The sequence below is a fragment of the Actinoplanes sp. NPDC051343 genome (assembly GCF_044455125.1).
Taxonomy (GTDB): domain Bacteria; phylum Actinomycetota; class Actinomycetes; order Mycobacteriales; family Micromonosporaceae; genus Actinoplanes.
Window position 1 is genome coordinate 180,499 of the sequence record NZ_JBITEL010000002.1, and the last position, 19,220, is coordinate 199,718.

Genomic DNA, 19,220 nt, shown 5'->3' on the forward strand with positions numbered 1-19,220 from the left:
GGCATCCTTTCCTCACGGGCCTGCGGGGGTGTTCAACCAGCGGTATCGGTTGCCGGGCCGCCCCGGTTGAAGGAAATCCGCCCCGGGTTGAGTACCGTGCTTGCGGTGAGCCTCCGGGAGATGAAGCGGTCGCGGACCCGCCAGGCGCTGGTCGACGCGGCCTACGAACTGTTCTCCGACAAGGGCTTCGAGGCGACGACGATCGCGGAGATCGCGGCCCGGGCCGAGGTGGGCACGCGCACGTTCTTCAGCTACTTCCCGACCAAGGAAGATGTGCTGTTCCCGTCCAGCGACGCCCGGGTGAAGATCGCTCTCGCGGCGATCGCCGGCCGGGGACCGTCCGAGGGGCCGGCGGCGGTGTTGCTGAGGGCGCTGCGCGAGGCCGGTGATGCCAATGACGACATGACCGGGCCGCTGGCGGCGATGCGGATCGAGCTGACCTTCTCGGTCGCGTCGGTGCGCGGCCGGGCGTTGCGGATGCAGTGGGAGGCTCAGCGGGAGATCGCCGGCGCGCTCGCCGCGGCCTACCCGTCCGAGCTCGACGAGGTGAGCGCGGCCGCCCTGGTCGGCGCCTTCGTCGGGGCGATCACCGGCGCGCTGATGACGGTGCTGCAGGACCCGTCCCGCCGAGCCGACCCGGCGGCGGTGCGGCGCGCGACCGATCTGGCCCTCCGCCCGTGGGCCGACCGGTGAACGACGTCGTCGGCCGCTGCACCAGGCCCTGAACGCGGGTCAGAAGGCCGCCCGCAGGATGGCCAGGGCGTCGGCCTCGCTGACCGGGCGGGGGTTGCTCGGCGGGGCGGCCTCGGCGATCAGCGCCGCCGCCTCGGGGAGGCGGTCCTCGGGCATGCCCAGGGCCCGCAGCGAGCGCGGCGCGCCGACCGCGTCGTAGAGCTTGTCGAGCGCGGCCGAGGCGTCCGACGCGTCGAGGGCCCGGGCCAGGCGGGCCACCGGCTCCGGGGCCGCCGGGGCGTTGAACGCCAGCACGTGCGGCAGGACCACGGCGTGGGTCCGGGCGTGCGGCAGGTCGTAGGCGCCGCCCAGCACGTGGCAGATCTTGTGGTGCAGGCCCGAGCCGGCGCCGGCGAAGGCCAGCGCACCCAGGTAGGCGCCGTACAGAGTCGACGACCGGCCGTCCGGGCCGGTGGGGTCGGCGTACACCCGGGGGAGACCCTCGGCCAGCGCGTGGGCCGCCTCCAGGGCCAGGGCGGTGTCGACCGGGTTGACCCGCGGCGCCCACAGCGAGTCGACGCAGTGGGCCAGGGCGTTGAGGCCGCTGGCGATCGACATGCCGACCGGCAGCGTCAGGGTCAGCGACGGGTCGTAGACGACGGTCCGGGGGAGGACACGTACGTCCACGCCTGTCGTCTTGCGGCCGCCCTCGGTCAGACCCCAGACCGGGGTGACCTCGCTCCCGGCGTACGTCGTCGGAACCGCAAGAATCGGCAGTCCGCTGGTCATGGCCACCGCCTTGGCGGTGCCGGTGGCGGAGCCGCCGCCGACCGCCAGCAGGAGGTCCGCGCCGGTCTCCCCGGCCCGCCGCCGTGCCGCGGCGGCGACCTCGACCGGCACGTGCATGCGAACCTCGTCGACCGCGCCGGCCATCGGGAGGCTTGCGGTCAGCGCCGCGGCCTGCGCCCGCGCCGATGGCGCGGCCACCAGGAGTACGCGCTGAGCACCCAGACGGTCGACCTCGGCGGCCAGCAGCGTGCGGCCGGCGTCCGCGCCGAAGACGACCCGCTGGGTGTAACTCTGATGCTCGAACATCACGCCGACCATTTAAGCCGCTGTCCCTGCCGTGATCACAGTCCGGCTCGCTTTCGGATTCTTCGGCGTAAATCCGGAAAGCCCGACTCCATTGTCGGATTTCGGACGGCTCTCCGAGGTGTCGACGCCAGAAATTTCACTTCTGCCTGGTCACTCGGCATGCCCGCGCCGAAGCAACGGAGGCTAGTACTCCTTGTGTTTGCCTCGTTACTCATTGATGGCGCTCTCCTGGCGGCCATTGCCCAGGATTCGAGCGCTGCGGGCGCGGGGCGTGCGGAGTGCCGCCCGCCGCACACCTATGGGGTGACGTCCCCGTTTGCCGAGCCGGCCGCCCCGAACCACCCTGCATGCGACGGATCCGGCCCGCCGCCCGGCCGGGAATGTACGCCGTCGGATCAAGCCGCGACCTCGCGCTGAGTGATTGTGCACTGATAGCACGCTGTGATTCTGACCGTGCCGCGGGGTACCGACCCGATCCGCCCTGACCAGGGTGAATCAGTCGACTTGGTTGCGCCCCTGTTATACGCTGCCGACACGCAGCTACCAGAGGATCGCCCATGTTTAGTGCAGCAGTGATCACTGATCGTAATGGGAGTCTCGACTGGGTCGTGCTGGGTTGCGCACGGTTCGATTCGGCCGAGCAGGTGTGGCGTGCACCCGCCACCGACGGTGCCGTCCTCCGCTGGGACGGCGACGAGGTCGCCGAGATGATCGTCGAGCCGTTCTGCTCCCGCTGCGCGGGCGCCACCAACGGCTTCCTCATCGGCACCGGCTTCGACGAAGACCTGGCGGCCCTGCGCCTGTGCGACGGTTGCGCGCTGGCCGTGCACCCCGCCGAGATGCTCCGCTGGATCCCCCTGACCGCGGTCTCCGCCGAACTGGGCGTCCCCGTGCGGTTGGGCGACGTCGACCCCGGCCGCCAGGAACGCCACACCCTGACCGTGCTGGACGACCTCGAGGCCGCGATCGTCGCCGACGAGCTGCGGGCCCGCATCGACGACCCGGCCTGGCGCGAACGCATCGCCCGCGGGGCGGCGGCCAATCCCCAGGTGGTCGTGGCGGTCGCGGCCGCGGTGTCGGCGCTGAGCGACGCCGAGGTGCTCGACCTCTACCCGTCGCTGGCCGACCTGGGCCACAAGCTGCCGCGCTCGGCCACCCGCTGGCTGGAGTCGTCCGGACCGGTGGCCGCCGCGCGCCTGAGTCTGCCCTGCCTGGGCGCCGGCGCCTGAGCCTCGGCGGGCGCCGCCGGAAGTGCGGCGGTGATCGTCGCGGTCACGTCTGAGACGTGACCGCCGTTCGATCGGCCGTTTCGTTCCTCCCCGAGTTCGCCGCGCGGACGGTCGACTCGTTCACCGCGCCGCGGCGGCACCTCACGACCGGCGGCTTGGTGATCGACCTGGTCGCCGCCCCGGTTGCCCTCGGGCTCACCTCTGGGAATCGTTCTCGACCGCGACTGGCTCAACCCGAAACTGAGACTGCACTGAGTGCGGAAAGATAGTAAGTGCCAAGCCGCACCGAGTGCGGCTAACGTCGGGCCATGCGAACGATACTGATCTCCGGGGCCGGCGTTGCCGGCCCCACGCTGGCCTACTGGCTGGCGCGCGCAGGCTTCCAACCGACGGTCGTCGAGCGGTCCGCCGGCCAACGCTCCAGCGGCAACCCGGTCGACGTGCGTGGCCCGGCCCTGCCGGTCGTCGAGCAGATGGGCATCGCCGACGGCCTCAAGGCCAACGCCACCCAGGCGACCGCACTGCGGTTCGTCGACCGGAACGGCCGCCTGGGCCGTCGCATGACCATGGGGTCGGACCGGAGGAACGAGGTCGAGATACCGCGGGCCGACCTGGCCCGCGTCCTGTTCGAGGCGGCCCGCAACGACGGCGAGTTCCGCTACGACGACTCGATCGCCGCGATGACGCAGGACGCGGGCGGCGTCGACGTCACCTTCGAGAGCGGCACGGAACGGCGTTTCGACCTGGTCGTCGGCGCGGACGGCCTGCACTCCAACGTGCGCCGGCTGGCGTTCGGGCCGGAGACGGACTTCGTGCGCCACCTCGGCGTCTACGTGGCGACCACGGCCCTCGGCGAACCGGCCGGACAACCGCACGACGTCCTGCTCCACAACAGCCCGGGCCGCCTGGTGTCGATCCACCCCGCCCGCGGCGCGGCCCTGGTCGCGTTCATCTTCCGCCACCGGGCGGTGGAGAACTTCGACTACCGCGACGGCGGTCAGCACCGGCGGATTCTCGCCGATGCCTACCGGAACGACGACGGCTGGCGGGTTCCCGAACTCGTGGACACCGCCCGGAAGGCCGACGACCTCTACTTCGACGCGGTCAGCAAGGTGGTGCTGCCGTCCTGGTCCGACCGGCGGATCGTGCTGCTCGGTGACGCCGCGGCCTCGGTGTCGTTGCTCGGCGACGGCTCGAGCATGGCGATCGCGGGCGCGCACACCCTGGCGAACCAGCTGCGGCAGGCCGACTTCACCGTCGCGTACCGGAACTACGAAGCCGAGCACCGGCGCCGCACCGATCCCCGAAGGCGCGGCGCCGGGCTCGCGGCGGCGATGCTGGTCCCGAAGAGCCGGGCGGGCATCGTCGCCCGTAACGCGGCGGCCAGGTTGCTCCCGGCCGGCCGGTAACTCAGGAAGGGGCGAACCGGGCCGCCCGTGATGAAGGGACCGGAGCCAGGTAGAGCCGGGTCCGGAAGGCGACCACGTAACGGTCGCCCGAACGCAGCCCGACCATGCCGTTGCCGACCGGCACCGGGCAGAGCGCCGAGCCGGTGGCGGACCGCTCGAAGCGGAGCGAGGAGTCCCCGGCCCGCAGGTAGAACCCGGGGAACCGCGCCGACTCCAGCGCCACGCACCCGCCCGGGGCCGCGTGCGCGACGAAAACCGAGCGGGACCGGCCCCACGAAACCAGCGAAAGGGTGCGACCGACCAGAGAAGACTGCCGGGGCGGCGCCGAGGAGCTGTGATGAACGGGCGCCGGCGCCTTCCGGCGAGCAGCGGGCGACGACGACACGGTGCGCGAGGGCGACGGCGACGCCGAGTGCGATGGCGATGGCGATGGCGAGGAGGACGACGGCGAGGGCGACGGCACCGGCATCGGACCCAGCCGGACCGGATCGGCGACGGTCACCTGGGCGACGGCCGGCGCGGAGCCGGCCCGATCGGCCAGCACGATGAACGCCGTGCCCCCGACGGCCAGCGCGACCAGGCACGTCACGGCGACCCGCAACCGGACCTGACGCGGGTCGTCGACCGGGACGAAAGCGGGCAGCGCCATCGGCCGCCGACCGGCTTCGCGGGGCCGGACCGGGCGGAAGACCGGCACGCGCGGCGGCGGAGGCGTCACCAGCGGCGGACGGCCCGGCAGTGCCCGCCGGGCCGGGAACGCTCCGAGCCAGCCGCCGATGCGCAGCCCGTCACGCTTCGAGCCGTCGCGTAGCGGGTCCTCATTGGGCATTTGACCGTCTTCCGGCTCGGGCTAAAGGCCTACTTAAAACTTGCGATAAGCCATGTTGGTAGTAATGGCCACTATTCGCAAGGGGTTGATCACGCGGAATCAGCGAACCTTCCGATCGTCGAACCGGCCGGGCCCGCGCCCCGTACTCCACGTCGACGACCACAGACCCGAGGGGGCGCCCCGTGGACCCCGACGACCAGGCAAAAACCACCGATTCACCAGCCGGGCGGTCCGGCCCGGCCCCGAGGGCCGCAGGCGGCGACGGTACGGCGTCCGGGTCCCGTGGCGGCCCGGATGAGTCTGCGGAGGCGGCCGGCGGCGGCGGTCCGGCCAGGACGCCCGGCGACAGCCGAGCCACGCTGGAGCTCGCTCCCCAGTCGCGTTTCCAGCCGGCCTTACGGCCCGCCGAGCGGGCTGAGCGGGCTGAGCGGGCCGGGCACGTCGAGCGGGCGGCGAGCGCTGACCGTGCGGGGCGCGTCGAGCGGGCGGCGAGCGCTGACCGTGCGGGGCGCGTCGAGCGGGCGGCGAGCGCTGACCGTGCGGGGCGCGTCGAGCGGGCGGCGAGTGCTGACCGTGCGGGGCGCGCCGAGTGGGCGGCGAGCGCTGACCGTGCGGGGCGCGCCGGCCGGACCGAGAGCGCCGGGCCGGCTGACCGTGCCGGGCACGTCGAGCGGGTGGGGAGCGCCGAGCGGGCGGGAAGTGCTGGGCACGTCGAGGGGGCGCGGGGCGCTGCGGGGGTCGGGCTCGCGGGGTTGGCCGGGGCGGCTGAGGGGTTGCCGGGGTGGCCGAACATTGCCGACTACTGGCCGGATGCTCCGCAGCGGATGGGGCCGCCGGCTGACCTGCACGAGGAGCCTGGGGCGGCCCCTACCCGCATCGGTGCCTCTTGGCAGGCGGGGGCGGCGGTCGGCGACGGCATGGGGGTGTGGCCGGGCCGGGACGGGGCTCCGCGGTCGGTCGGGGCCGGGTCGGAGGTGGGCTCGTCCGGTGCCGGTGCTGCGTGGCGGACGGCGGTGGCCGGGGGTGAATTCGCTGCGGAGCCGGGCCTGGGCGGCGGTGGCGCGGCGGGGCAGGCGCCGGCCGTGCGGGCGGCTGTGCTCGGGCGGGCGGTTGCGACCTTGGCGCCCCGGCGGTGGGGGCGGGTGCTGGCCGGGGGCGGCGTGGCGGTGCTGTTGCTGTTGGGGGGCGGGGTCGTCGCGTACAAGAAAATGGCGCGGGAGACGCGCCTGGCCGGACCACCGCCGGTGGTCGTGGTCTCGCCGGGGCCGTCCGGGAAGATGGGACCCGCGGTTGTCCTGCCGTCGCCGAGCCCGTCCGCGACGAGCGGCCGGCCGGCGGCGCAGCACAGCGCGCGAACCACGCCCGGCCGGCCGGCGAAGGGCACGTTCGTGCTTGTCGACGACGTGTCCGACATTACGGTCCGGACGGCGGAGCTCGGCAACGGGATCGTCAAGGTGAGTGTGCCGGACGGCAGTGACGCGCGGCCGCGGACCACGGTGGACGGGGGCGCGGTCCAGCTCGGCGTGCGCGACGGCGGCCGCAACACCGACCTCGACGTGCAGCTGGACAGCCGGGTGTCGTGGACGATCCGGTTCGGTGGTGGGGCTCGGCGGATGAGTGTCGACCTCAGCGGGACCAATGTGCGGAGCGTGACCTTCGACGGGGGAGCGGCGCGGATCGACCTGCGGCTGCCGGCGCTCGGCGGGACGCTGCCGATCGCCATGAACGGCGGCGTCAACCGGTGGCGGATCGTGACCGACGGGCGGGTCGGGGTGCAGCTGGTGGCCCGTCGCGGTGCGGGCGACGTCGAGCTCTACGGACGGGATCGGGGCGGGATGGACCGGGGCGATCGGGTCAGCGCCGACGGCCGCGACGGGATCGACGTGAACGCCTCGGCCGGGTTCGGGTCACTGACGGTGGTCGGGGCGTAGGGGCCGGCAGAAGGCGCGCAGATCGGCGACGCGGGGCCGGACCCGGCGGACGTCAGTCGCCCGGGATCCAGCTCGGGGTCTGGAAGGACTGGGTGGGCGCGGGCGCGACGGGGTCGGCCGCGGTGCCGAAGACCGCGCAGACGGGATCGTCCGAGCGAAGGAACCCCTTGGCCGACACCGGGTCCGGGTCCGTGGTCGACTTGTCGAAGATCAGCAGGGTGCCGCCCTGGCGTCGATTGACGTCGCCCGGCGACAGCTCGATCGGCCGTCCCTGGTGGTCCCAGTGCCCTCCGCCCCAGGACAGACGGACCTGCTCCCGCTGACGGCGGACCGGATCGGCGGAGGTGATCTGTACGTACACCTCGCCGCGATAGCCACCCGGGAACGTGAACGGAATGTCCTCGGCAGCGGCGCACGGAGCGCCCCAGTGCCGGTCCACCGGTGGTGGCAGCAGCCGCAGCTTCTTGAAGGCGGGCTCCAGCGCCGTGCTCGGAGGTCGCGGCCATGGCGTGACGACAACCGCGGCCACCCCCACGGCCAGCACGGCGACGAGGACCCACGCGTACCACGACGGCCGGCGGCGGGCCGAGGTGGCACCACATCGCCGTCGTCCGTCGACAAAGTACGGTCTGGGTAGCCCCCGCCGGCCTCGACGCGGCCCCGGCCGCGTTCGTGAGGCTCGATTCCGTAGCGCGCGGAAAGATTCCGGTGATGACAACCGATCCCGGCTCGTAGAGTTGCCGGCGGCCCTGGACCGCATCGGCCGGGGCCGGCCGGCCGGTGCGCTGCCCGGGCGGCGCCCGGCGGGCTGACCATCGGTCGCGGAAAGCCGGCCGCCGATGTCGATTCGCCGGTGCCGCCGATCGTCACCTCGGAGAAGATCCGATCGAGAGGAGCATCCTGATGCGCTACGCCATGATCATTACCGGGGACGAGTCGCACTGGTTCGGCCCGGCCGTGGAGTCCGGCCTGATGGACCAGGTCGACGCGTGGTGGGAGAAGTGGCACCAGGCCGGGAAGATCGTCCGGGGTGGTGCCGAGCTCGACCGGTCGACCAAGGCCAGGACCGTCGGCCCGGGCCCGGACGGCCCGGTCGTCACCGACGGGCCGTTCCTGGAGCTCAAGGAGGTCGTCGGCGGCTTCGTCCTGCTCGAGGCCGACGACATGGACGCCGCGGTCGAGGTCGCCGCGGGCTGGCCGGGCATCGCGCACGGCGACCGCATCGAGGTCCGCCCGGTCATCACCCGCGAGTGAGCCGCTGCGTGAGCAGGGCCCGCTCGGCCGGGTTGGTCGCGCAGGCCAGCGCGGCCTCGTTGGCGGCGTCCGCCTCGTCGATGCGCCCGAGGTCGCGCAGCAGACCGGCCCGCGCCGCGTGCCAGAGCCGATAGTCGCCGAGCCGGCCGGCCAGCGCGTCCACCTCGGCCAGCGCCACCGCCGGCCCGTCGACGACCGCGGTCGCCACGGCCCGGCTCAGCCGCACCACCGGCGACGGGCGCAGCACCACGAGGTGGTCGTAGAGCGTGCGCACGGCCGGCCAGTCGGTGCTTTCGTAGCTGGGCGCCAGCGCGTGCTTGGCCGCGATGGCGGCCTCGAGCTGATAGACACCCGGGCGGTCCCTGCGGGCCGCCCGGGCCAGACGGGCGAGAGCCGAGCGGATCAGGTCCCGGTCCCATTCCGTACGGTCCTGCTCGGCCAGGAGGACCAGGTCCCCGTCGTCGAACCGTGTGCCGGCGCGTGACTCGTGCAGTTCGAGGAGGGCGGCGAGCCCGTCCGCTTCCGGCTCGGCCGGCATCAGGATCGCGAGTTGCCGGGCCAGCTCGAGGGCCTCGCGGGCCAGTTCGCGGCGCTGGGGTACGTCAGGCGAGGAGGCGAGGTAACCCTCGTTGTAGATCAGGTAGATGATCGCCAGGACGGCCGGGAGGCGCTCGGCGTACGCCTCGGGAGCCGGTGCCTCGAAGCGCACGCCGCCGTCCCGCAGCTGCCGTTTCGCCCGCACCAGGCGTTGCGCCATGGTGCTGGTGGGCACCAGGTAGGCGGCCGCGATCGTCTCGGCGGGCAGCCCGGCGACGGCGTGCAGGGTCAGCGCGACCCGCGACGGCCCGGGCAGCGCCGGATGGCAGCAGGCGAACAGCAGCGCGAGGCGGTCGTCGCCGGTCGGTTGCCCAGGCGGCTCGGAGGCGAGGGCGGCGAGCTTGTCCCGGCCGTTCGCCTCCCGCCGCAGCCGGTTGACGGCCCGGTGCCAGGCGGTGGTGACGAGCCAGCCGGCCGGGTTGCCGGGCACCCCTTCGGCCGGCCAGCGCCGCAGCGCCTCGGCCGCCGCGTCCTGCAGGGCCTCCTCGGCCCGGTCGAGGTCGCCGAGCCGCCGCGCCAGCACGCCGAGCACACTGCCGGCGTCGGCCCGCCAGACCTGATCGAGTGCCTGCCGCGCGTCGCTCATCCCGTCCATCCTGCCCCGCCGCCCGGAGCCGCGCCGGACGGGATCGCTGACCCGGGCGGCCGTCAGAGACCGGAGCCGAAGGTGCTCCCGATCCAGTTGGCCAGGCGTTCCAGGTCAGGGTCGGTGTCGGCTCGGGAGCGGAAGAACCGGGCGTACTCGTGCAGCTCGTCGCTGGTCCGGTCCTCGATGTGGCACATCAGGTCGACGATGGCCGGGCGGCCGCGCAGATGACCGGGGCCGGGCCGGTCGCCGCGGATCAGGGCGCGCAGGTCCGGCCGGGGCAGGATCGGCAGCCAGGTCGTCGTCAGCGCGCGGCGCAGGCCGGCGGTCAGCTGCTCGGTGACGGCGTCCAGGGTGGCCGGCGTTACCGCCCAGAGTTCGGCCGGGTTGCCCGACGACCACGTCAGCCGGGAGTGGTAGACGCCCCGGGCGTACTGCGGTGGCTCGGCCCGGGCCTCCTCCAGGGACACGTCGGCGAGGTACGCCGTCCACGGCAGCAGGTGGTTCGAGATGTTCAGCATGAACTCGGCGCGGTCCGGGAAGCCGCTCGGCACGGTCTGAGGGCTGAGCAGGATGGCGTCGCCCCGGTCGCCCGGGACGGTGAGGGTGCGGCTCCGGCCCGGCTGACGCCGCACGCCCAGGTCGGCCAGGCGGCTGCCCACGTCGGCGAAGAGGGCCCGGAGCAGATTCATCCGCGCATCGTATTGAAGGCTCACTCCTGAGTGCGGCCTGGAACGACCTTGGCGGTCGTACGCTGAGCGGATGGGGCAGCGCATTCTGGTTACCGGGGCCCGGCGGGGGATCGGGGCGGCGATCGCCGTCGGTCTGGCCCGGCCCGGCAAGACGCTGCTGCTGCATCATCTCGGCGCGGCCGACGAGATCGACAGCGTCGCGCGGCTGTGCCGCGACCTCGGTGCGCGCACCGAACTGCTCGATGCCGACCTGGCCGACCCGGAGGCCGTGCGCGCCCTGGCCGAGCGAGCCGGCGCGGTCGATGTGCTGGTCAACAACGCGGCGCGGGCCTCCAACGTCGACCTGGGCGGGCTGACCGTAGACGAGTGGCAGGCTACGTTCGCGGTCAATGTGACCGCGCCGATGCTGTTGTGTCAGGCCCTCGGGGCGGGCATGGCCGAGCGCGGGTGGGGCCGGATCGTCAATGTGGTGTCGCCGACGGTCCGGATGGGCGGGCCGAGCGGACCCGCGTACGTCGCCAGCAAGAGTGCCCTGATCGGCCTGACCCGGTCGCTCGCCCGCGCCCTCGGCCCGGGCGGGGTGACCGTGAACGCGTTGTCGCCCGGCGCGATCCGCACCGAGGGTGAGGCCGAGCTGGCCGGTGGACGGGAGGCCGAGACGCACGCGCCGCTGGTCGCCACGCAGGCCATTCCCCGGGCGTTGCTGCCGGAGGACCTGGTGGCGACCGTACGGTTGCTCGCGTCGGACGGCTCGGGCGCCCTCACCGGCCAGGTGCTCGAGGTCGGCGGCGGGCTGGTGTTCCGCTGACCGTGCGCGGACGTGTTGACTGCATCAACTGTTGACGGATGCGATGCAGTCAACATGTCCGGTCGCCGACGCTCAGCCGCGGTCGGCCACCGCGCTGTCGACGGTCGGCATGCCCGACCAGTCGGAGGAGGCGACGCTGGCGTGCTTGCTCGCGACCAGCGCGACGCGGGCCTGGGCGGCCGCGGTGTCGCCGTTGGTGACGGCCGGCGCGATGTTCTGCACGTCGGTCATGACGAGCAGGTAGTGGTTGTTGTCGTACCAGGGCAGGTCGATGCCGCTGGTGGTGACGTAGGAGTTGGCGTCGCCGTCGAAGACCACGAACCAGGGGCGCAGCGACGTGTCGCTGTAGCGGGTCCGCGGGTCGCCCGGGGCCGCGTTGTGCACGGCCGGGAAGATCTGGGCCTTGCTCAGGGTGCCGGCGGCCTTCAGGGAGTTGAGGTACTGGGCGTACTCCTTGTCGGTCCACAGGGTGTCGGTCGGGTTGGACTCCTCGACCGTGCCCGGGATGACCTCGACGATGACCTTGCCGGCCAGCTGGGCGCGGGTCGGCCAGGCGTCCGCCTTCGCGGCGGCGTCCAGCGAGGCGTACGAGCCGAGCAGGTCGGACGGCTTGAACACGGCCGGGCCGAGGTGGGCCGCGATCGCCGCGTCGAGCTGGGCCGGGCCCTGACTGGTGCGGCTGGAGAAGCCGGTCTTCAGCTCCAGCTTGAGCACCAGCGGGCCGGCGTCCGGGTGGGCGCCCAGCCACACGCGGATGTCGTCCAGGCAGTACTCGAGGTTCTTGTTGGCCCCGCCCGAGTAGAGCTGGGCGGGGCTGGTCGCGGCGACGCAGTTGTTGGCGTTACCGAGCGGGTTGGAGTGGCTGACCTTCCATTCCCGGGTGACGATGTCGGGCCAGACGTCCAGCTCGATCAGGCCGGGGTGCTCGTCGAGCGCCTGGGCCAGGTAGCCGAACGTGGCCGGGTCGTAGGTGTTGTGGATGCCGACCGTCGTGGTCCGCGAGACCTTGCTGTCCGGGCCGGCCGCCGAAGCGGGGGCCGCGGCCGCCGCTACGACAGCGGCGGCCGCAAACACCGCGACGGCACTGCGGGTGAGGGAACTGTGCACCTGGACCTCCCCTGTGGCCGGTCCTGCACCGACCACCTACGCAGAGATCCCAATCGATGAACGTGAACGGGTCCAGTACTTGAAATGGCCGGTTCTCATGAGTTGGCGGGCTCCCCGGGGACCGAGAACAGCGGCTGCCACGGCTCGTCCGGGCCGACCGGGTAGTCGGTCGAGGGGCTGTCGCCCTTGGTGGACCAGCGCGCCTGGTAGGGCAGGCCCTCGAAGAGGACCTTGTCGCCGCGCACGTAGACCGTCGTCCCGTTCCACGACGCGGTGACGCCGGTGACCAGCGGGACCGGCTTCGGGGCGCTGTCGCCCGACACGACCGGGCCGATCACCGACCACGGGGTCGGCGAGTTCGGGCTGCCGGCCGCCGCCGGATCGACACCCGAGCTGGACCACTTCGCCTCGTAGACCACGCCGTGCCAGACCACCTTGTAGCCGCCGGGATACTGCGCGGTGAGCCGCCAGACGGGGTACGGGCTGGTCTTCGGGTCGTCGACGACCGCCTGCTGGTTGGGGATCGCGATCGCCTGCTGGCTCGCACCGACCGCACGACCGGGCAGGCCGGCGAAGACCGACGAGAAGGCGAGCGCGCTCTGCGGCACGCCACTGCACGTGTTGGAATGCACGACCACGTTGGTGAAGGTGCCGGTGCACGGGGCGTCCCGGTTGATCGACCACATCGAGACCCGGCCGAGGCCCTTCTCGACCGCGAACGATGCCAGCCCGCGGGCGTTGTCGAGGGTGAACCGCTCGGCGTCGACGTCGTTCTGCCCGATCATCGGGGTGGCGCCGATCCGCGACCACACCTGCGACGAGGTCAGCTGCACGCCGAGCCGCAGGTAGAGGTCGGAGAGCTGCTTGTGGGTGGCGTTCAGGGCCCGGGTCGTCAGGCCGAGCATGTCCGGGGTGCCGGTGTCGCCGCCGAAGTCCATGGTCATCAGGTTGACGCCGCGCAGCTGCACCCCGTCCGCGAGCGTCGCCCGGACCGCCTCCAGGCCATCCGCGGTCAGCCCGTCCGGGCTCACCGGAAGCGTCAGCCAGACGTCGAGCTTGCCGTCGGACTGCAGCGCCTTCACGGCCACCGCGCGGCGCTGGATCGAGGCCGCGTCGGCCAGGGCGGTGCCCTCGACGTCGAGGTCGAGCGTGCCAACGTCGTACCGCTTGACCAGCTGCCGATAGGCGTCGGTGAGCTTCGCCTGGTCGGCGCAGCCGACCGCCAGCTCGGTGTTGTTCGCGCCGCCGACGCTGAGCATCACGTTGCCGCCGGCCGCCCGCAGCTGGCTGATCCGCCGGTCGAGGTCGAGCGAGTTGCTCGCCTCGTCCGGAGTGTAGGCGCCACCCCAGCTGGGCGCGCACGGATCCCGCGGATCGGCGACGACGAAGCCGAGCGCGACGTCGTTGGCCGGGTTGGCCGACGGGTCCTGGAACTGGAACGTCGGGGTCAGGGTGACGTCGACGTACGGTACGGCCCACGACTTGGCGGTCGGGCCGGAAGTGTTCCGCAGGTGCAGCACGGCCGCGGTGCCGCCGGCCCCGAGGGCCACCAGCACCAGTACGAGGATGCCGACGCGCACCCAGGAGAGCCGCTCGGTCGGACCTTCCGGCTCCGGCCAGTCCAGGTCGTCGAGCGGGTCCACGGAGTGTGGGGTGGCGGCGAGCATGGCTGCCCTTTCCGTCGGGGGACGTCACCTTTCAAAGTCGGCAGACGGAACGAGGAATGAAGAAGGGCGGCAAACCTTCATGCAACCGGGCGCCGCCGCCGATGGGAAGAGCGAACCGATCATCAGTGAAGGGCGACCCGAATGCCGCGCAACTCGGTGGATCAGCGAACACCGGACGCCAGACGCCAGTGGGGTGCCGACCGCCGGTCCGATCCCCACCCGCTCGTGTCGCCACCCGTCTCCGAGGGCCGGATCGCCCGGGGCCGGCTGGCGATCGTACTCACCATCGCCGTCTGGGCGTGCTACATCGTCTACACGGTGATCGAGCAGTTCATCGCCGGCAAGGCGAACAGCGCGCGCCTGGTGGTCGAGGCGATCGTGTACATGGTCGTGGTCACCGGGCTGGCCGCCTCGGCCACCGCGTACCTGATCACCCGGATCGGGTTCTTCTACCGCAGCCGGGCCCATCACCGGGCGCCGCGGATCGCGCTCGACAACTTCCTGGCCACCGACACCCCCTCGGTGACCGTGCTCGTCCCGTCGTACCAGGAGGACGAGCGGGTCATCCGGACCACGCTGCTCAGCGCGGCCCTGCAGGAGTACCCCGGCCTGCGCGTGGCCCTGCTGATCGACGACCCGCAGCAGCCGAAGAACCGGGCCGCCCGGGACCTGCTGCGCAGCGCCCGCGCGCTGCCCGCCGCGATCGAGACCGAGCTGGCCGTGCCGTACACCCGGGTGCGGTCGGCGTACGAGCGGTTCCTCGAGTCACCGGCCGGGACCGGCGCCGAGGAGATGCGCAACCTGGCCGACGAGTACCGGTTCGCGGTCGCCTGGCTCTACGGCCTGGGCCGCCGCCAGGAGATCATCGACCACACCGACGCCTTCTTCGTCGACCACATCGTGAACGCTCTCGCCGACGACCTGGGCACCATCGCCGAGGCCCTCGAGGGCGGCGCGGGCGAAGAGGCCGCACTGCCGGCCGAGCGCCTGCACCAGCTCTACCGCCGCCTGCTGGCGATCTTCGACGTGTCGGTGACCAGCTTCGAGCGCAAGCGGTACGTCTCGCTGTCGAACGAACCCAACAAGGCCATGAACCTCAACAGTTACATCGGCCTCATGGGTGGCAGCTACCAGGAGGTCAACACTCCGCTCGGGGTGGCACTGGTGCCGGCCGTGGCGGGCCGCGGCGAGCTCACCGTCCCCAACCCCGACTACGTGCTCACCCTCGACGCCGACAGCGTGCTGCTCCCCGAGTACGCGCTGCGGCTCGTCCACCTGATGGAGCAGGGCGCGTACGCCCAGCACGCGGTCGCGCAGACGCCGTACAGCGCGTTCCCCGGCTCGGCCACCCGCATCGAGCGCATCTCCGGCGCCACCACCGACATCCAGCACATCGTGCACCAGGGCATGACCCACTACGGCGCCACGTTCTGGGTCGGCGCCAACGCGGTGCTGCGCAAGAAGGCACTCGACGACATCTGCGAGGTCGCGTACGAGGGTGACTGGGAGATCCGCCGCTACATCCAGGACCGGACCGTCATCGAGGACACCGAGTCGACGATCGACCTCGGGGTCAACGGCTGGACGCTCTACAACTACCCGGAGCGGATGGCCTACAGCGCCACGCCGCCCGACTTCGGCTCGCTCGCCATCCAGCGGCAGCGCTGGGCCAACGGCGGCCTGCTGATCCTGTCGCGTCTCAAGGACCAGGTGCGCGCCCGCAAGGCACGCGGGCAGAAGAACCGCTTCGGCGAGCTCTTCCTGCGGGTCAACTACATGGCCTCGATCTTCTGGAGCTCCGTGTGCCTGGTGATCATGCTGGTCTACCCGTTCAACAAGGAACTGCTCAACCCGATCCTGCTGCTGGTGTCGGTGCCGTACTTCCTGATGATGAGCGCCGACCTGAAATATCTCGGCTACAAGCGCATCGACGTGCTGCGGATCTACGGGTTCAACCTGATCCTGCTCCCGGTCAACCTGTCGGGAAGCTTCGCTTCCCTGCTGCAACTGCTCACCGGGGAGAAGAGCGCCTTCAAACGTACGCCGAAGGTGCGTAACCGGACGACGGCCGCGACCACCTACCTGCTGCTGCCCGTGGCGATGATCGCGCTGTGCGCCTGGACGGGCTGGCGCGACATCCTGCACCACAACTGGAACAACCTGATCTTCGCCGCGCTCAACCTGACGCTCTCGCTGTACGCGATGGTGGCGTTCGTCGGGATCGGCAACACGATCGTCGACCTCCTGACCCACCTGCGGAACTGGCTGTACCGCCCGGTCAAGCCGAGCCGCAAGCCGGCTGCCGGCAAGACCACGCCGGCCACCCCGACCGGCGCGATCGGCGACTGGGCGTCGGTGCTGCACTACCGGTCCGAGAAGGGCGGCTCGTCCGGCCTGGTCGCGGTCCGGTCGAACCACGCGGAGGCGAACGCGCTGCGCGGCGCCGGCCGATCGCTGGGTTCCAGCTCGTTCGAGGAGTTCAGCTTCTTCACCGTCTTCCAGCCGATCTTCGAGCTGGGGTCGGGCGACGTGGTCGGCTACGAGGCGCTGACCCGGTTCGCCGACGGCAGCAGCCCCGCCGACGGGCTGGCGGCCGCCGCCGAGCAGGGCGTGCACATCGACCTCGACGCGGCGCTGATCCGGGCCGCGCTGGCCTCGGCCGAGTCGCTGCCGACCGGCACCTGGCTCTCGATCAACGTCTCGGCCGACCTGCTGCGCCGCCCGCGCGAGCTGGCGCCGCTGCTGGCCGAGGCGTCCCGGCCGCTCGTCCTGGAGATCACCGAGGGCACACCCGCCGACGTGTCGGAACTGCCGGACCACGTACGGATCGCGGTCGACGACGCCGGCGCGGGCTACGACACGCTCGCCCGGGTGGAGACGCTGAAGCCCGCCTTCCTCAAGCTGGGCCGGGCCGCGCTGGCCGGCGTAGAGAACGAGGACGCACGCCGCGCGGCGGTCCGCTCCCTGGTGTCGTTCGCCACGTCGCAGGGCTGCACGGTGATCGCCGAGGGCATCGAGTCGGAGGCGCAGCGGGCCGCTCTCGCCGAGTGCGGGGTACCGCTGGGCCAGGGCTTCTACCTGGGCAAGCCGGCCCCCGCCGACCGGGCGGTGGCCTCCGCCCAATAGGGGTCGATCTGGCGGGAGGGGGCCCCGGCTTCGGCCGGGGCCCCTCCCGTACGCCGCGACCTCAGGTGTTCTTGCAGGGCGAGCCCTTGCCCTCGTACTTGCCGGGGGGTTGACGGAAGGTCGCCAGCACCTTCGCGCCGGCGGGCAGCGCGGTCATGCCGGCGTAGTCGTTGCTGCCCGGATGTTTCCGGTTCCAGTCGTCCCAATCGTTGCGGATGACGGCCAGCGCGGCCGGCGACGCATCAACGATCGCGTAGTTCCGGGCGTAGGTCACCGCTTCGTCGTATCCCAGCCCGTCGGTGAACGACCAGGTTCCGTCGCCGTGGATCACGAAGGTGCGCGCCTGGAACAGCCCCATCACGGGCGGACGGCCGGAGGCGTCGCAGGTGTCCGGATCCGCCCGGTTGACGACGGCGATCCGCTCGTGGAGATCCGGTCGCCCGACGAATCTGCCGTTCACCGCGAAGGGGCCCGTGATGGGTGCACCGTTGTTGAGCAGCACCGGGCAGATGGTCAGATCCTTCGGCGCGGAAACGATCTGTACGTCGACCACGCCGGGCTCTCCGACATGGTGGTCGCAGGCGGACGTCCCGGTGGGGGCCGGGGCCGGGGTGCTCGCCGGAGTGGTGACGGGAGGTGCCGATCCGCCGGCCGGTCCCTTCTCCGCCGGGGCGCCGGCGGCGACGCCCAGGCGGTGACCGGCCAGGCCCCCGCCGATGCCGAGCGCGACGAACAGGCCAACCACCAGAATCACGACGTTGAGCTGCATCTTCACCTCGCGGTGTCCGGACTGCCAGAGTCGGATCACGACGAGGGTGAGGGCGGCACCGCCCGGATCCGGAACGGGTGGGCCATAAAGGCGGAATCGGGCGCGGACGGCCGCTTCGGGTTCGGGTGCGGCTAGAGCACCGTCACCGCGCTCGTGCGGATGGTGATCGGGGCGGAGCTCAGGTCCGCGATGCCGTCGGGGTTGCGCAGGTGCACCGAGCGGCGGCCGTAGAAGACCAGGCCGCCGGCGGTGATCGGCTCGAAGGCGTAGTGGGCGATCGGCGAGTTGCCGGTGACGTCGGGGGAGTAGTCCATGCGGCGCAGGAGCCGGTCGTCGCCGTAGTAGAAGGTCTGGGACCGGTTGTGGTTGGGCAGCTCGGCCGGGAACGTCACCGCCAGCCGGCGCCAGGTCTCGCCGCCCTCGGACCACGGGGCGATCTCGGTCGCGGTGACGCCGGGGTAGGTGAACAGGAACGGCTCGGCCATGTAGTTCCAGTTGGCGGTGCCCATGAAGTACGCCAGCTGGATGCGGTCCCAGGTCACGGCGTCGGTGTAGGGCGGGTAGGTGGCGAGCGGGTCGTCGCTCGCCTCGAGCAGGGCGCCGGTGCCCTCGCGGATCTCGACCCGGGCGGGCCAGGCGCTGAACAGCGCGGTCAGGCTGCCGTCGCTGAAGGGTGCGAGCGTGATCCGCTGGTGCCGGGTGTCCATGGTCATGGTCTGCGGCCGCCGGATGCCGGGGCGGCCGCGCCAGTCCCAGAACGGGCCGTCGACCTCGATCGTGGCCGTCAGCTGATCGGCCGCCTGCCAGCGGGCCAGGCCGCCGTGCGCCGCGAGTACGCCGTCCAGCAGATCGCTCATGCGAATGCCTCCTCGGAAAATGACCGACCGTCTTGGTCCCAGTAGAGCGCAAGATCGAGCGAACCCGCAAGGTGATCCTCTTGACAAGACACCGTTGGTGACGGTTTCTAGGCATACGGCAACGGGGCCGAGCAGAGGAGCGGAAGATGCGGATCAGTGACGTACTGAGGGTCAAGGGCGAACAGGTGATCACCGTCGAGCCCGGCGTCGACGTGACGAGGCTGCTGGCGGTCCTCGCCGAACACAAGATCGGTGCCGTGATCGTCTCGCATGACGGCAAGCGGGTCGACGGGATCGTCAGCGAACGCGACATCGTGCGCGCACTGGCCGCCCGCGGCGCCGGCGTGCTGACCGAACCGGTCAGCGCCATCCACACCACGCAGGTGCGCACGGTCGAGCCCGACGCCGCCCTCGAAGACGTCGAGCGGCTCATGACCGAGCACCGCTTCCGCCACGTCCCGGTCGTCGTCGACGGCATCCTGAAGGGCGTCGTCAGCATCGGCGACGTGGTCAAGAACCGCATCGACGAACTCGAGGCCGAGCGCAGCAGCCTCGCCGGCTACATCACCGGCGAACGCGAACATCCTTAGCA

Annotated in this window: 18 protein-coding genes; 8 read left to right on the forward strand and 10 right to left on the reverse strand. The window is 72.1% G+C overall.

The genetic code is table 11. The features are described 5' to 3' along the window. Nucleotides 1-105: 105 nt before the first annotated feature. Nucleotides 106-693: a TetR/AcrR family transcriptional regulator gene (locus tag ACIA5C_RS07585; RefSeq protein WP_396052334.1), complete on the forward strand. Its 588-nt coding sequence runs from the start codon at nt 106-108 to the stop codon at nt 691-693. 39 nt (nt 694-732) lie between these two features. On the opposite strand, the gene ACIA5C_RS07590 is transcribed toward ACIA5C_RS07585, so the two are convergent. After that, on the reverse strand, nt 733-1,767 hold the full coding sequence (locus ACIA5C_RS07590; RefSeq protein ID WP_396053089.1) for a maleylacetate reductase: 1,035 nt from the start codon (nt 1,765-1,767) through the stop codon (nt 733-735). A 572-nt stretch (nt 1,768-2,339) separates the two neighbouring features. Here ACIA5C_RS07590 and ACIA5C_RS07595 point away from each other — a divergent pair. Together ACIA5C_RS07595 and ACIA5C_RS07600 are read left to right on the forward strand one after the other, a co-directional pair. Further along, nucleotides 2,340-2,996 carry a hypothetical protein gene (locus ACIA5C_RS07595; RefSeq protein ID WP_396052336.1) on the forward strand — a complete coding sequence of 219 codons (657 nt, stop codon included), beginning with the start codon at nt 2,340-2,342 and terminating at the stop codon, nt 2,994-2,996. A gap of 308 nt (nt 2,997-3,304) precedes the next feature. Continuing rightward, nucleotides 3,305-4,405 (forward strand): FAD-dependent monooxygenase, encoded by a 1,101-nt coding sequence (locus tag ACIA5C_RS07600; RefSeq protein ID WP_396052338.1) that lies wholly within the window; start codon nt 3,305-3,307, stop codon nt 4,403-4,405. A gap of 1 nt (nt 4,406) precedes the next feature. Here ACIA5C_RS07600 and ACIA5C_RS07605 read toward each other — a convergent pair whose 3' ends face one another. Then, nucleotides 4,407-5,234: a hypothetical protein gene (locus ACIA5C_RS07605; protein WP_396052340.1), complete on the reverse strand. Its 828-nt coding sequence runs from the start codon at nt 5,232-5,234 to the stop codon at nt 4,407-4,409. 395 nt (nt 5,235-5,629) lie between these two features. Continuing rightward, nucleotides 5,630-5,944 (reverse strand): hypothetical protein, encoded by a 315-nt coding sequence (locus tag ACIA5C_RS07610; protein ID WP_396052341.1) that lies wholly within the window; start codon nt 5,942-5,944, stop codon nt 5,630-5,632. 114 nt (nt 5,945-6,058) lie between these two features. Here ACIA5C_RS07610 and ACIA5C_RS07615 point away from each other — a divergent pair, with 114 nt between their 5' ends. Next, the gene (locus ACIA5C_RS07615) at nt 6,059-7,165 is read left to right on the forward strand and encodes a hypothetical protein (protein WP_396052343.1); all 1,107 of its coding nucleotides are present in this window, start codon (nt 6,059-6,061) and stop codon (nt 7,163-7,165) included. A gap of 52 nt (nt 7,166-7,217) precedes the next feature. Here ACIA5C_RS07615 and ACIA5C_RS07620 read toward each other — a convergent pair whose 3' ends face one another. Next, nucleotides 7,218-7,709: a hypothetical protein gene (locus ACIA5C_RS07620; protein ID WP_396052345.1), complete on the reverse strand. Its 492-nt coding sequence runs from the start codon at nt 7,707-7,709 to the stop codon at nt 7,218-7,220. Between the two features lie 359 nt (nt 7,710-8,068). Between ACIA5C_RS07620 and ACIA5C_RS07625 the strand changes: the two genes are divergently transcribed. Further along, nucleotides 8,069-8,419 (forward strand): YciI family protein, encoded by a 351-nt coding sequence (locus ACIA5C_RS07625; RefSeq protein ID WP_396052347.1) that lies wholly within the window; start codon nt 8,069-8,071, stop codon nt 8,417-8,419. Here ACIA5C_RS07625 and ACIA5C_RS07630 read toward each other — a convergent pair. Together ACIA5C_RS07630 and ACIA5C_RS07635 are read right to left on the reverse strand one after the other, a co-directional pair. Continuing rightward, nucleotides 8,406-9,602, reverse strand: a complete 1,197-nt coding sequence (locus ACIA5C_RS07630) for an RNA polymerase sigma factor (protein ID WP_396052348.1) — start codon at nt 9,600-9,602, stop codon at nt 8,406-8,408. The genes ACIA5C_RS07625 and ACIA5C_RS07630 overlap by 14 nt on opposite strands. 62 nt (nt 9,603-9,664) lie before the next feature. Continuing rightward, the gene (locus ACIA5C_RS07635) at nt 9,665-10,294 is read right to left on the reverse strand and encodes a hypothetical protein (RefSeq protein WP_396052350.1); all 630 of its coding nucleotides are present in this window, start codon (nt 10,292-10,294) and stop codon (nt 9,665-9,667) included. A 70-nt stretch (nt 10,295-10,364) separates the two neighbouring features. Between ACIA5C_RS07635 and ACIA5C_RS07640 the strand changes: the two genes are divergently transcribed. Beyond that, a complete protein-coding gene (locus ACIA5C_RS07640) occupies nt 10,365-11,102 on the forward strand; it encodes an SDR family NAD(P)-dependent oxidoreductase (RefSeq protein ID WP_396052352.1) in 738 nt (245 codons plus the stop codon). A gap of 72 nt (nt 11,103-11,174) precedes the next feature. Here ACIA5C_RS07640 and ACIA5C_RS07645 read toward each other — a convergent pair whose 3' ends face one another. Both ACIA5C_RS07645 and ACIA5C_RS07650 read right to left on the reverse strand, forming a co-directional pair. Next, on the reverse strand, nt 11,175-12,209 hold the full coding sequence (locus tag ACIA5C_RS07645) for a phosphatidylinositol-specific phospholipase C domain-containing protein (RefSeq protein WP_396052354.1): 1,035 nt from the start codon (nt 12,207-12,209) through the stop codon (nt 11,175-11,177). Nucleotides 12,210-12,304: 95 nt separating this feature from the next. After that, on the reverse strand, nt 12,305-13,852 hold the full coding sequence (locus ACIA5C_RS07650) for a chitinase (RefSeq protein ID WP_396052356.1): 1,548 nt from the start codon (nt 13,850-13,852) through the stop codon (nt 12,305-12,307). A gap of 165 nt (nt 13,853-14,017) precedes the next feature. Here ACIA5C_RS07650 and ACIA5C_RS07655 point away from each other — a divergent pair, with 165 nt between their 5' ends. Further along, a complete protein-coding gene (locus tag ACIA5C_RS07655) occupies nt 14,018-17,002 on the forward strand; it encodes an EAL domain-containing protein (RefSeq protein WP_396052358.1) in 2,985 nt (994 codons plus the stop codon). A 61-nt stretch (nt 17,003-17,063) separates the two neighbouring features. Here ACIA5C_RS07655 and ACIA5C_RS07660 read toward each other — a convergent pair whose 3' ends face one another. Both ACIA5C_RS07660 and ACIA5C_RS07665 read right to left on the reverse strand, forming a co-directional pair. Further along, the gene (locus ACIA5C_RS07660) at nt 17,064-17,810 is read right to left on the reverse strand and encodes a hypothetical protein (protein ID WP_396052360.1); all 747 of its coding nucleotides are present in this window, start codon (nt 17,808-17,810) and stop codon (nt 17,064-17,066) included. Nucleotides 17,811-17,902: 92 nt separating this feature from the next. After that, nucleotides 17,903-18,628, reverse strand: coding sequence for a hypothetical protein (locus ACIA5C_RS07665; protein WP_396052362.1), 726 nt, complete (start codon nt 18,626-18,628; stop codon nt 17,903-17,905). A 146-nt stretch (nt 18,629-18,774) separates the two neighbouring features. Between ACIA5C_RS07665 and ACIA5C_RS07670 the strand changes: the two genes are divergently transcribed. Continuing rightward, entirely contained in the window at nt 18,775-19,218 is a 444-nt protein-coding gene (locus ACIA5C_RS07670) for a CBS domain-containing protein (RefSeq protein ID WP_396052363.1), read from the forward strand. Nucleotides 19,219-19,220 lie beyond the last annotated feature (2 nt).